Source organism: Pseudomonas sp. URMO17WK12:I12 (genome assembly GCF_000514395.1).
GTDB lineage: Bacteria > Pseudomonadota > Gammaproteobacteria > Pseudomonadales > Pseudomonadaceae > Aquipseudomonas > Aquipseudomonas mucoides.
This window is the reverse complement of sequence record NZ_AZVV01000016.1, coordinates 76,989-89,334: the sequence shown is the minus strand read 5'-3', so window position 1 is coordinate 89,334 and position 12,346 is coordinate 76,989. Positions and strand designations below refer to the sequence as shown.

General features: G+C 60.0%; 11 protein-coding genes. 8 read left to right on the top strand and 3 right to left on the bottom strand.

Features of this window, described 5'->3' with window-relative positions; all coding sequences use genetic code 11:
* The first annotated feature begins 47 nt into the window (after positions 1–47).
* The 8 genes from D882_RS0122330 (at position 48) to D882_RS0122295 (ending at position 8,417) form a co-directional block, all read left to right on the top strand.
* Positions 48–1,394 carry a flavin-containing monooxygenase gene (locus D882_RS0122330; protein WP_371258958.1) on the top strand — a complete coding sequence of 449 codons (1,347 nt, stop codon included), beginning with the start codon at positions 48–50 and terminating at the stop codon, positions 1,392–1,394.
* A gap of 21 nt (positions 1,395–1,415) precedes the next feature.
* Positions 1,416–1,832: a RidA family protein gene (locus D882_RS0122325; RefSeq protein WP_027925290.1), complete on the top strand. Its 417-nt coding sequence runs from the start codon at positions 1,416–1,418 to the stop codon at positions 1,830–1,832.
* 162 nt (positions 1,833–1,994) lie between these two features.
* Entirely contained in the window at positions 1,995–2,672 is a 678-nt protein-coding gene (locus D882_RS0122320; RefSeq protein WP_027925289.1) for a DUF1028 domain-containing protein, read from the top strand.
* Positions 2,669–3,817: an acetylornithine deacetylase gene (gene argE, locus D882_RS0122315; protein ID WP_027925288.1), complete on the top strand. Its 1,149-nt coding sequence runs from the start codon at positions 2,669–2,671 to the stop codon at positions 3,815–3,817. The genes D882_RS0122320 and argE overlap by 4 nt, the downstream gene beginning before the upstream one ends.
* A gap of 320 nt (positions 3,818–4,137) precedes the next feature.
* Positions 4,138–5,553 (top strand): cytosine permease, encoded by a 1,416-nt coding sequence (locus tag D882_RS0122310; RefSeq protein ID WP_027925287.1) that lies wholly within the window; start codon positions 4,138–4,140, stop codon positions 5,551–5,553.
* A 168-nt stretch (positions 5,554–5,721) separates the two neighbouring features.
* Positions 5,722–5,940, top strand: a complete 219-nt coding sequence (locus D882_RS0122305; RefSeq protein WP_027925286.1) for a PLD nuclease N-terminal domain-containing protein — start codon at positions 5,722–5,724, stop codon at positions 5,938–5,940.
* A gap of 487 nt (positions 5,941–6,427) precedes the next feature.
* Positions 6,428–6,718 carry a hypothetical protein gene (locus tag D882_RS0122300; protein WP_027925285.1) on the top strand — a complete coding sequence of 97 codons (291 nt, stop codon included), beginning with the start codon at positions 6,428–6,430 and terminating at the stop codon, positions 6,716–6,718.
* 220 nt (positions 6,719–6,938) lie between these two features.
* A complete protein-coding gene (locus tag D882_RS0122295) occupies positions 6,939–8,417 on the top strand; it encodes a hypothetical protein (protein ID WP_155953743.1) in 1,479 nt (492 codons plus the stop codon).
* Between the two features lie 124 nt (positions 8,418–8,541).
* On the opposite strand, the gene D882_RS0122290 is transcribed toward D882_RS0122295, so the two are convergent.
* From D882_RS0122290 to D882_RS0122280, 3 genes are all read right to left on the bottom strand, one after another.
* Positions 8,542–9,090 carry a cupin domain-containing protein gene (locus D882_RS0122290; RefSeq protein ID WP_007946335.1) on the bottom strand — a complete coding sequence of 183 codons (549 nt, stop codon included), beginning with the start codon at positions 9,088–9,090 and terminating at the stop codon, positions 8,542–8,544.
* A 333-nt stretch (positions 9,091–9,423) separates the two neighbouring features.
* A complete protein-coding gene (locus D882_RS0122285; RefSeq protein WP_027925283.1) occupies positions 9,424–10,707 on the bottom strand; it encodes an FAD-binding oxidoreductase in 1,284 nt (427 codons plus the stop codon).
* A gap of 72 nt (positions 10,708–10,779) precedes the next feature.
* The gene (locus D882_RS0122280) at positions 10,780–12,270 is read right to left on the bottom strand and encodes an aldehyde dehydrogenase (RefSeq protein ID WP_027925282.1); all 1,491 of its coding nucleotides are present in this window, start codon (positions 12,268–12,270) and stop codon (positions 10,780–10,782) included.
* Positions 12,271–12,346 lie beyond the last annotated feature (76 nt).

Genomic DNA, 12,346 nt, shown 5'->3' with positions numbered 1-12,346 from the left:
CCGATACCAGGGTGATCCCTAGTCTTGACCCCAAGAGATGGCAGGCCATTAGCGACCTGAATCCCACTTCGAAGGGTAAAGAGATGACCACAGAAAAAACAAAAACAGACACGCTGATCGTTGGCGCCGGTCAGGCTGGCGTGGCCATGAGTGAACACCTGAGCAAACTCGGCGTGCCGCACCTGGTGCTGGAGCGCAACCGCATTGCCGAGCGCTGGCGCACCGGGCGTTGGGATTCGCTGGTGGCCAACGGTCCGGCGTGGCACGACCGCTTTCCAGGCATGGAATTCGATGACCTGAGCCCCGACGGCTTTGCCCCGAAAGAACGTGTCGCCGATTACTTCGAAGCCTACGCCAAGAAATTCAACGCCCCGGTGCGCACCGGCGTGGACGTGCTGAGCGTCAAGCGCAATGTCGGCCGCCCAGGCTTCACCATTGAAACCTCCGACGGCGTGATTGAAGCCAACCGTGTGGTGGCGGCCACCGGGCCGTTCCAGAAACCGGTGATTCCGCCCATCGCGCCAAAAGATCAGCCGTTCATTCAGATCCACTCGGCCGATTACCGCAACCCCGAGCAACTGCCGGAAGGCGCTGTGCTGGTGGTGGGTGCCGGTTCGTCGGGCGTGCAGATCGCCGATGAACTGCAGCGTTCGGGCAAGCAGGTTTACCTCTCGGTCGGTGCACACGACCGCCCACCTCGCGCTTATCGCAACCGGGATTTCTGCTGGTGGCTGGGCGTGCTCGGCGAGTGGGATCAGGCGGCGATGAAACCCGGCCGGGAACATGTGACCATCGCGGTCAGCGGTGCCCATGGCGGCAAAACTGTCGACTTCCGTGGCCTCGCCCATCGCGGCATGACCCTGGTCGGCCTGACCCAATCGTTCAATGGCGGCGTGGCGACGTTCCAGCCAAACCTGGCCGAGAACCTGGCGCGCGGTGACGAAAACTATCTGGCGCTGCTCAACGCTGCCGATGCCTACATCGAGCGCAACGGCCTGGACCTGCCGGAAGAACCTGAAGCGCGCATGACCTTCCCTGATCCAGCGTGCGTGACGAATCCAATTCTTGAGCTCGACCTGGTCAAGGCCGGCGTGACCTCGATCATCTGGGCCACCGGTTTTGCCACCGATTACAGCTGGCTCAAGGTGGATGCTTTCGACGACAACGGCAAGCCGCAGCATCAGCGCGGTGTGTCGAGCGAGCCCGGGGTTTATTTCCTCGGACTGCCGTGGCAGTCGCGTCGTGGGTCTTCGTTCATCTGGGGCGTTTGGCACGACGCGAAATACGTGGCCGATCACATCGCCATCCAGCGGTCGTACCTCGACTACCACGACGCGGCGCAGCGTCAGGCTGAAGCCGTGCCGGTCGCCCATAAAACCACTGTCAGCGCTTAAGACTTTTTTCAGGAGCTTCACATGGCCACGCCAACCCATACCCGTATTCGCATGTTCAACACCAAGGAAACCTACCCGAACCAGAGCCTGGACAATGATTTGTGCCAAGCCGTGCGGGCCGGTAATACCGTTTATGTTCGTGGCCAGGTCGGCACTGATTTCGAAGGCAAACTGGTCGGATTGGGTGACCCGCGTGCGCAGGCCGAGCAGGCGATGCGCAACGTCAAGCAGTTGCTGGAAGAGGCTGGCAGCGACCTGAGCCACATCGTTAAAACCACGACTTACCTGATTGATCCGCGGTATCGCGAGCCGGTTTATCAGGAAGTGGGCAAGTGGCTGAAGGGCGTGTTTCCGATTTCGACCGGGTTGGTGGTGTCGGCACTGGGGCAGCCGCAGTGGTTGATGGAGATTGATGTGATTGCGGTGATTCCTGAGTAAGCAGGTACACCGAGTCGCGGCCATCGCAGGCAAGCCAGCTCCCGCAGGTTTATCGTCGCACACAATTCTGTGGCCACTGAAGATCCCTGTGGGAGCGGCGGTGCGACGATTCGACTTGCCCCAGACACCTCAATAGCCAAGGGTTAACCAAGGAGCAAAACCATGACCTTCTCCATCGCCGCCCGTTGCCCCGAAACCGGTCAGTTCGGCATCGCAATCAGTTCCTCCAGCATCGCCGTCGGCGCCCGTTGCCCCTGGCTGCTGCCGGGTGTCGGCGCGGTCTCGACGCAAAACATCACCCTTCCCTCGCTTGGCCCCGAAACCCTGGCCCTGATGGAGCAAGGCCTCGCACCGGCCGAGGCGCTGGACAAAGTCCTGACCCGCAACGGCTACAGCCAGTATCGGCAAATCACCGCCATCGACCACCTCGGCCGCACCGCGCATTTCAGCGGCGCGCAAACCCTGGGCAATCACAACGCGGTGTCCGGTGAACACTGCGTGGCGGCCGGCAACATGCTCGCGGACCGCTCGGTGATCGAAGCGATGGTCGCAGCGTTCGAACATGGCGAAGGTCAATTGGCCGACCGCTTGCTCGCCGCGATGAAAGCCGCGATTGCCGCCGGCGGTGAAGCCGGGCCGGTGCATTCGGCGGCGATGATCGTCGTGGGTGAACTGACCTGGCCGATCATCAACCTGCGGGTCGACTGGGCCGACGAAAACCCTATCGGTGAGCTCGAGAAATTGTGGGACGCCTATCGCCCGCAGGTTCAGGACTACATCGACCGCGCCCTCGCCCCGGACAAATCCCCTGGCTACGGCGTCGCCGGAGACGACCGATGAGCCACAGCCGCGAGTTGTTGCAGACGCTGGTGGCGTTCGACACCACCAGCCGCGAGTCCAACCTGCACCTGATCGAGTTCGTCCGCGATTACCTCGCGGGTTTCGACGTGCCGTGCGAACTGGTCTACAACGAGCAACGCAGCAAGGCCAATCTGTTCGCCACCCTCGGCCCGGCGGGCGTGCCGGGCATCGTGCTGTCGGGGCACACCGACGTGGTGCCCGTCGACGGCCAGCCGTGGACCGTTCCACCGTTCGAACTCACCGAACGCGACGGCAAACTCTACGGTCGCGGTACGGCGGACATGAAAGGCTACATCGCCTGTGTACTGGCCTTGGTGCCGTCGCTGGTGCAGGCCACGCTGCGCGTGCCGGTGCACATCGCGCTTTCTTATGATGAGGAAGTTGGCTGCCTGGGCGTGCGATCGCTGCTGGCGGAACTGCAACAGCGTCCGGTCAAACCGATGCTCTGCATCATTGGTGAGCCGACCGAACTGAAACCGGTGCTCGGGCATAAAGGCAAACTGGCGATGCGTTGTGATGTTCACGGGCAAGCGTGCCATTCGGCGTACGCGCCGCTGGGGGTCAACGCGATTGAATACGCGGCTGAACTGGTGGGTGAACTGGGGCGGATGGGTCATCGACTGAAGGCACCGGAGCTTCACGATGCGCGGTTCGATCCGCCATTCAGCACCGTGCAAACCGGCGTGATTTCTGGCGGTAAAGCGTTGAACATCGTCCCCGCCGATTGCCGCTTCGACTTCGAAATCCGTGCCCTGCCCTCGTTTGATCCCAATGATGTGGCGCAGGAACTGAAGGCCTATGCCGAGCGACAGGTGTTGCCGCGCATGCGTGCCGTAAGTGAACAGAGTGAGATCCGCTTCAGCGAGTTGTCGGCGTACCCCGGTCTGGCGACCGATGCGCACAGTGAAGCGGCTGAGTTGATTGCCGCGTTCTCCGGCTCCCGAGAATTCGGCACCGTGGCCTTCGGCACCGAGGGCGGCCTGTTCGACGCAGCAGGCATCCCCACCGTCGTCTGCGGCCCCGGCAGCATGGACCAAGGCCACAAACCCGACGAATTCGTCAGCCTCCAACAACTCACCGCCTGCGATGCGATGCTGCAACGGATGCTGCAATCGATCAGCTAGCAAAGCATCCGAACACACCAGAAATCCCTGTGGGAGCGGGCTTGCCCGCGATGAGGGCCTGACAGTCAATATTGAGTTGGCTGACAGACTGCCATCGCGGGCAAGCCCGCTCCCACAGTATCGCGTCCGTAATACCCCCCCTGTTCGCCCCGGATTTCCAGCGACCAACCGGCATACATTTTTTAACGTCTATACCCACAATCTTACTAATTTATCTCTCCCCGCCCACCGCCCATCATCAACTCCAACAAGAAAAGCGTCGCCCCCATACGGCGCTCACCGAAGTACGTCCACGTACTCACATTGCCTTGGAGTTCGTCATGGTTACCGCTGCAACAACCTCCGCCCCGCTCATCGAGAAACACACCATCGGCTACGTGCCACCCGAAGATCGTCATGGCAAAACCCGCGACCTGTTCACCCTCTGGTTCGGCGGCAACATCGCGCCGCTGCCGATCGTCACCGGCGCCCTCGGCGTGCAAATGTTTCACCTGAACCTGGTGTGGGGCATCGTCGCCATTCTCGTCGGCCACCTGGTTGGCGGCGTGCTGATGGCGCTGCATTCGGCGCAAGGCCCGCAGATGGGCATCCCGCAAATGATCCAGAGCCGCGCCCAGTTCGGCTCCCTCGGTGCGCTGCTGGTGGTGCTGATCGCCGGCGTCATGTACATCGGCTTCTTCGCCTCCAACATCGTCCTCGCTGGCAAGTCCCTGCATGGCGTGGTCGACAGCGTGCCGGTGCCCGTCGGCATTGTCATCGGTGCGCTCGGTTCCGGCATCATCGGCATCATCGGTTACCGCTTCATCCACGTGCTCAACCGCATCGGCACCTGGGTGCTCGGCGCCGGCATCGTGCTCGGCTTCGGCTACATATTCACCCACGTACAAACCGCCGACTTCCTCACCCGTGGCAGCTTCAACCTGTCCGGCTGGCTCGCCACCGTTTCGCTCGCCGCGCTCTGGCAAATCGCCTTCGCGCCGTACGTCTCCGACTACTCGCGCTACCTGCCGGCCAACGTACCGGTCGCCGCCACGTTCTGGACCACTTACCTGGGCACCGTGCTCGGCTCCAGCCTCTCGTTCATCTTCGGCGCCGTCGCCGTGCTCGCCACCCCCGTCGGCATGGACACCATGGACGCGGTCAAACTCGCCACCGGCTCCATCGGCCCGTTGATGCTCGTGCTGTTTTTGCTCAGCGTCATCAGCCACAACGCCCTCAACCTCTACGGCGCCGTGCTGTCGCTGATCACCCTGGTGCAAACCTTCGCCTATCGCTGGATTCCCACCGCCAAAAGCCGCGCCGTTTTCTCGGTCATCGTCCTCGCCGCGTGCTGCTTCGCCGCCGTTGGCGCCTCCGCCAACTTCATCGGCCACTTCGTCGACATGGTCCTGGTGCTGCTCGTGGTGCTGGTGCCGTGGACCGCGATCAACCTGATCGACTTCTATGCGATTCACAAAGGTCAGTACGACATCAACTCGATCTTCAAAGTCGACGGCGGGATCTACGGCCGGTACAACCCGCAGGCGCTGTTGGCCTACGCGATTGGCATCGTCGTGCAGATACCGTTCATGAACACGCCGCTGTATGTCGGGCCGATTTCGGAACACATCAACGGCGCAGACCTTTCCTGGCTGGTGGGGTTATTGGTGACTTCGCCCTTGTATTTCTGGCTGGCCAATCGTGACAGTGCGTATAAGCGTCGTCTCTCGACCGGAAAACTGGCCACCTCCCTCTAACTATCCCCACAATCCCTGTGGGAGCGAGCTTGCTCGCGATGAGGCCCTGACAGTCAATTCTGAATTGCCTGACAGACCACTATCGCGAGCAACCCCGCTTAACCAAAAATTAAATGAACCCCGCCCACCGCAGCTCACCTAACTGAATGACTATCAGGAGGGTGAGCAATGCAAACCGAAACAATCTGGATCGTACTCGTGGCAGTGCTTCTGCTGATCGAGCTATGGGCCATCAACCGAGTCCGAAAAGCCCAAGGCAAATCCAGCAACAAACTCTTGTGGATCGTCGTGATCGTCTTCGTGCCACTGATCGGCGTCGTGGCATGGGCACTGACCGGCCCCAAACACACCGAACACAACCCGCACTCGCCTCAAGCCAGGCAATGACATCAAAGGATCAAAGCCTCGATGATTCGGGGCTTTGTCGTTTCTGGCCATCCGAAAATCGTGTAGGAAACCACCCTCTGTGGCGAGGGAGCTTGCTCCCGCTGGGCAGCGAAGCCGCCCCACCCTTCACCGCGTTTTTAAACACACCCACATCCTGTAGCAGCTGGCGAAGTCTGCGTCCGGCTACACAGCAGCCGTAAATCCAACGAGCAAGGTACACAGACACTTAAACACGTTCTGATTTAACGCCAGTAACCCCGCCGGAAGCTCTGCCTCCGACATCAACCAATAACCCGCTTTCGGTCCTACAACCCCGTTTGCAGGCACCAAAATCTTCGCTTAAAGTTCGCCCCGTCACTGACGACCATCAGAGACAGGGTTTCGCAGCCCTAAAAGAAGATCACCAAATACCGTCAGACATGACACAGCTGGTTTCTGTCTGTGAATGGATTTTGACGACTTTGACTCATTTTTTAGGACTATATGCATGTCAACCCAGAACCCGCCCCGCCGCTTCACCCCAATGTCCCAACTCGCCACCAACTACCCCGTCCTGCTCATCGACAGCGATGCCCCACTGCGCGAACTCCACAACTGCGTCAGCGAACGCCTCAGCGCCGTCCTCAAATACCTAAACCTCACGGCCTGCACCAGCCTCCCCGACTACGCCGAAAATGACATCAACACCGTCACTAACATCGCCCGAATCCTGATCCAGGATGTGAGTGATGTGTTTCGGGTGATTGAGCAACGCGGGTTTGAGGCACCAAAGAATTAGTAATAAGAGCTAAGCCGTAAAAAAACCGCACCGAGTTGCGGGTTTTTTATTTCATTCCCCTGTCGAGTTAGCGAGAGGATGGTCTGCTCTATCAGCGCGGCTGACTTTGTTCGCGCTCCATAACATCGAAATCTAACGCTGCCAGCATCGGCGTCCTTTTGGCAGCCAGCACTCATGTTAATATGCCACCACCCAATCATAATCAATGAAGTACACCCGCATGGACGCCACACCCCACCCTTTCAGCCTTTTTTCACTGCTGACCGCTGCCTTGATCCTCTCTGGATGCCAAGCGACAAAGCCCGCGTCCGCTCAAACCACAACACCTGAGGTCCAGCCGGGCCTGGCGGTTTTCAAGAGTGTGATACTCGAGAAACCCGAGCCGAATTCGATCGTGCGAGAGGGAGACCGGATCACCTATTTAGTGGCTTCGTCCCCAAGTCCGGAACGCCACTATCTGGCACGTTTCGACGCCAACTGCAGCGAGCCCGATGCGCAAATGGCTTACCGCAGCAAAAGGGGAATGTCTCGATTCTCCGACAACCCGAGGGGGCGTTCGCAGGAGTCCTGGCAATTACCGGCTGAACAAAAGAGCCAGTATCTGCAAAGTGCGCAGTTGAAGCAGGTGTGTGCCCAGACCGCATCTCCTCAATGGCGCATGTTCTCTGCCCCCGAGCATCAGGATTGGCAGATGATCGACCGCAGCAGCCTGAACGTGAAAGGTGATGAGGTGACTTTCTGGACGGCTCGGGTACTGCCCGGCGAGAGCTTGGTGCCCGGCAAAAACGTCTTGTATGGGCAAGTACGCCAGCGGTGGACAGCCAATTGCGCCTTGCAACAACTGACCGCGTTAAGCCATTTCTACCTGGATACTCACAGTCGTGTGCTCGCTGGCAGCGTGCAGACAGATCTCAAAGCCATCGGCTCGCAAAGCCTCACAGCCGATGAGCGTCAGTTGGTTCAGGTGGCCTGCGGCAAACCGCAATCGCTGGACCAATACAAACCATTTGAAGGGCGCGAACAGTCGCCCTTCGAATCACCGGTCCCTGTCGTTGCCGCCCCGGTGTTGAAGGCCATCGAGGCATTGAATATGCCCAAACTGGAGAAAAGCATTCAGCAGCTGCGCCGAGTGTTCAAAGACAACTCCGAGCCAAGACAGTATTCCGATGAAGCGGTACGGCTCAACGGGCGTGACTCGACATACCTTTTGGGCAAGGCGGGAAATCAACTGACGGAGCGTTATGAAGACCGACGCGGTCAGTGGGTCAAAGCCACGTTCCGAGGACTGATTACCCTGGCTGAAAGTGAATTCAGCAATCGTGCAGGAGAGATAACGATTGAGGATAAGGCGCTGACGAACCTCAGCTTCGAGGGCGATTGGGCGCACATGCCGGTCGGCGCCCTCCTGCGATACACCGCGCAGGATATGCAGATGCTTTATACCAACGGCGGGAAAGGTCCCAGAGCCTTGGTGCCGGTCGACAACCGATTCAGCTGTGAGGTGCAGTCGCAGAAACCCGCCAGCGCGTATCACCCGAGTTTGACCGGGACTGCCAAGCTACTCAGCTGCACCCAAGATACCTACCAATACGGCACCAACATTTACGTCTACCTCGAAACGTATGGAATGTTTGTGCCATTCCAATACGTCACACGGAAAGTGCAGGGCGAATGGACGATCGAGGTTGTAAAAATTTGAGCTGACCGGCCATTCGAAATAAGGGAACAGATCTGTGTATTCAAATAGATCTGTCACCTTTTCGTCTTTTCCGTCTGCGGACGCAGCCTTCGGCAGCTGCTACAGGGTTGCGTCCGTTTTGAGATTAGAAGTTGGCTGGAGTGTTGGCGCTGATGATTTCCGCTTCATCCTGGCCGATGTTGCGAAACTTGTGCGGCAGGGTTGTCGGGAAGTAGTAGCCGTCGCCGGCGTTGAGCACACTGATTTGGCCGTCCACGGTCAACTCAACCGTCCCCCGCGTAACCAGCCCACACTCCTCGCCTTCCGAGTGAACGATGGGTTCCTCCCCAGAACTCGCCCCTGGCGCGTACTGTTCACGCAACAACCGCATCTGCCGACTCGGCACCGAAGCGCCAATCAGCAGCAACCGCAGCCCATGACGGCCGAGATCCGGCTGTTCGTTGGCGCGGAACACGTATTGATGCTCACGCGGTGGCTGATCAAAGGTGAAGAAGTCCGCCAAAGACATAGGTATGCCTTCGAGCAGTTTTTTGAGCGAGCTGACGGAGGGACTGACGCGATTTTGTTCGATCAGGGAGATGGTGGCATTGGTGACGCCGCTACGCCGGGCCAGCTCGCGCTGGGACAGTTTGTAGCTTTCGCGTACTAGTTTGAGTCGTGAGCCCGTGTCCATGACAGCCTTATGCGAAGAATACTTAAGGGTTATGGGGGTGGATGGCGGGCGACTTTTGGCCGCGAAAGTACCGCTTCCCTGTCCCGGAAATGTGAAAGGCGGGTATTAAATCACGTTTGGTGGTGTTGCTCAGCAGGTTCGATGAATGGGTGGGTGAAAAGGTTGTTTGGGCCTGAAATCAGGGTGTTTGGTTGGGGTTGATGGTGGCTGGTCGGGCCTCATCGCGGGCAAGCCCGCTCCCACAGAGTTCTGTGGCGACCGCAAAACTTGTGATCGACCGGGATCAACTTGTGGGAGCGGGCAAGCCCGCTCCCGCAGGTTTTGCAGCGTTTATCAGATGCCGAACCGATCGCGCAGCGCGTAGTACGCGGCGCCCATGGCGGTGAGCGGGGCCTGGAAGGTGCGGCCGCCGATCATTGGCATGTGCGGGAGCGAGGCGAACGCGTCGAAGCGTTCGGCGTCGCCGCGGATCATTTCCGAGATCAGTTTGCCGGCCAGGTGCGAGCAGGTGACGCCGTGGCCGCTGTAGCCTTGCATGTAGTAGGCGTTTTTCTCGATGCGGCCGAACTGCGGCATGCGCGACATGGTCAGCAGGAAGTTGCCGGTCCAGCGGTAGTCGATTTTCACGTCCTTGAGTTGCGGGAAGGTCTTGAGGATTTTCGGGCGGATCAGTTGTTCGATGTCGTCCGGCTCCCGCGCGCCGTAGACCACGCCGCCGCCGTACAGCAGGCGGTTGTCGGCAGTCAGGCGGTAGTAGTCGAGCAGGTAGTTGCAGTCTTCGACGCAGTAGTTGTTTTTGATCAGGCTGCGCGCAACCTTTTCCGACAACGGTTCGGTGACGACGATTTGCGAGCCGCACGGCATGCTTTTGCTGGTCACGCGATTGTCGAGGCCCTGCGGCAGGTAGGCGTTACCAGCGATCAGCAGGTACTTGGCCTTCACCACGCCTTTGGCGGTGCGCACGGTAATCGGTTCGCCGTAGGTGATTTCTACCGCGGCCGATTGTTCGTAGATTTTGCCGCCCAGGCCGATGATGGCCGAGGCTTCGCCGAGGGCCAGGTTCAGCGGGTGAATATGGCCGCCCTGCATGTCCAGCAGGCCGCCGACGTAGGCATCGGACCCAACTTCGCGCTTGATGTCCGCCGCGTCGAGCATTTTCAGGTTTTTGTTGCCGTAGCGTTCCCAGCTGCTTTTCTGCTCGGCCAGGCCTTTGAGCTGCTTCTTGTTCATCGCGGCAAAGATGCCGCCGGGCTTGTAGTCGCACTGGATGTCGTAGTGCTGTATGCGCTGACGAATGATGTCGGCGCCTTCGAAGATCATGCTGCCGAGGACTTCAGCGGTTTTGTCGCCGTAGCGTTCTTCGATGACATCGACGTCGCGGCTGTAGGAGTTGACCAGTTGGCCGCCGTTGCGACCGCTGGCGCCGAAACCGACTTTGGCGGCTTCGAGGACGGTCACGCTGTAGCCCGCTTCCGCGAGGAACAGGGCCGAGGACAAACCGGTGTAGCCGGCGCCGATGATGCAGACGTCGCAGTCCACCGCTTGTTCGAGCACCGGGAAGTCGCCGGTGAAGTTACGGGTGGCGGCGTAGTAGCTGTTTACGTGGGTTTGTTTCACAGAATTTTGTTTCATAGCTTTCTCCGATGGCCACCGGCAGCGTGCCGGCGACCGTCGCTTTTTTTATAGGTATTAGAGCTTGATCCAGGTCGCTTTGAGCTCGGTGTATTTGTCGAACGCGTGCAGCGATTTGTCCCGACCGTTACCCGACTGCTTGTACCCGCCGAACGGCGCGGTCATGTCGCCACCGTCGTACTGGTTGACCCAGACGCTGCCGGCGCGCAAGCCGCGCGCGAAGGTGTGGGCCTTGCTCAGGTTGCTGGTCCAGACGCCAGCGGCCAGGCCGAAGATGCTGTCGTTGGCAATCGCCAGCGCTTCTTCAGCGGTGTCGAAGGTGATCAGCGACAGCACCGGGCCGAAGATTTCTTCGCGGGCGATGGTCATGGCGTTGGTCACACCGTCGAAAATCGCCGGTTCCACGTACAGGCCACCGGTGCTTTCGAGGGTGCGGCTGCCGCCCGCGATCAGTTGCGCGCCCTGGTCTTTGCCGACCTGGATGTAACGCAACACGTTGTCCAGTTGACGCTGGTCGACGACCGCGCCGACGGTGGTTTCCGGGTCCAGTGCGTGCCCCGGTTTCCAGGCTTGCAGCGCTTCCACCAACAGTGGAATGAACTGCTCGCGAATCGAACGCTCCACCAGCAGGCGCGAGCCCGCGGTGCAGACTTCGCCCTGGTTGAAGGCAATCGCGCCGGCTGCTGCTTGTGCGGCGGCGCGCAGGTCTGGCGCGTCGGCGAACACCACGTTCGGGCTCTTGCCGCCGGCTTCGAGCCAGACGCGTTTCATGTTGCTTTGCCCGGCGTAGATCATCAGTTGCTTGGCAATCGCGGTCGAGCCGGTGAAGGCCAGCACGTCGACGTCCATGTGCAACGCCAGCGCCTTGCCGACGGTGTGGCCGTAGCCCGGCAGAACGTTGAACACGCCTTTCGGAATGCCGGCGTCCAGCGCCAGTTGCGCAATGCGAATGGCGGTGAGCGGCGACTTTTCCGATGGCTTGAGGATGAACGAGTTGCCGGCAGCCAGTGCCGGGGCGAACTTCCAGCTGGCCATGATCAACGGGAAGTTCCACGGCACGATGGCCGCGACCACGCCCGCAGGTTCACGGGTGATGAGGCCGAGTTGATCGTGCGGGGTGGCGGCGACTTCGTCGTAGATCTTGTCGATGGCTTCGGCGCTCCAGCGGATCGCGTTGGCGGTCGCTGGAATGTCGATGTTCATCGAGTCGTTGATCGGCTTGCCCATGTCGAGGGTTTCGAGCAGGGCGAGTTCTTCCTGGTTGGCCAGGATCAGGTCGGCAAAGCGAATCAGGGTGCGCTTGCGCTCGGCCGGGGCGAGATTGGCCCAGATGCCGGATTCAAACGTGCGGCGCGCGACGGCGACGGCCGCATTGGCGTCGGCTTCGTCGGTGCTGGCGACGTTGGCCAGAAAGCGGCCGTCGACCGGGCTCATGCACTCAAAGGTGTCGCCGCTGAGTGCCGGGCAGTATTGGCCGTCGATGAATGCACGGGCTTCGATGGTGAGGGACTGGTAGCGTTGTTCCCAGTCGCTGCGAGTGTTTGTCATGGTTGTGACTCGACGCAGAGGAATAAGTATTTGTTGGGTATCAGTACACCGCAGATCCCTGTGGCAGTGGGTTTGC

What these genes read in the sequence shown, in the direction of transcription:
- D882_RS0122325 (WP_027925290.1), top strand. Translation starts at nt 1,416, where the DNA reads ATGGCCACGCCAACCCATACCCGTATTCGCATGTTCAACACCAAGGAA.
- D882_RS0122320 (WP_027925289.1), top strand. Translation starts at nt 1,995, where the DNA reads ATGACCTTCTCCATCGCCGCCCGTTGCCCCGAAACCGGTCAGTTCGGC.
- argE (WP_027925288.1), top strand. Translation starts at nt 2,669, where the DNA reads ATGAGCCACAGCCGCGAGTTGTTGCAGACGCTGGTGGCGTTCGACACC.
- D882_RS0122310 (WP_027925287.1), top strand. Translation starts at nt 4,138, where the DNA reads ATGGTTACCGCTGCAACAACCTCCGCCCCGCTCATCGAGAAACACACC.
- D882_RS0122305 (WP_027925286.1), top strand. Translation starts at nt 5,722, where the DNA reads ATGCAAACCGAAACAATCTGGATCGTACTCGTGGCAGTGCTTCTGCTG.
- D882_RS0122300 (WP_027925285.1), top strand. Translation starts at nt 6,428, where the DNA reads ATGTCAACCCAGAACCCGCCCCGCCGCTTCACCCCAATGTCCCAACTC.
- D882_RS0122295 (WP_155953743.1), top strand. Translation starts at nt 6,939, where the DNA reads ATGGACGCCACACCCCACCCTTTCAGCCTTTTTTCACTGCTGACCGCT.
- D882_RS0122290 (WP_007946335.1), bottom strand. Translation starts at nt 9,090, where the DNA reads ATGGACACGGGCTCACGACTCAAACTAGTACGCGAAAGCTACAAACTG.
- D882_RS0122280 (WP_027925282.1), bottom strand. Translation starts at nt 12,270, where the DNA reads ATGACAAACACTCGCAGCGACTGGGAACAACGCTACCAGTCCCTCACC.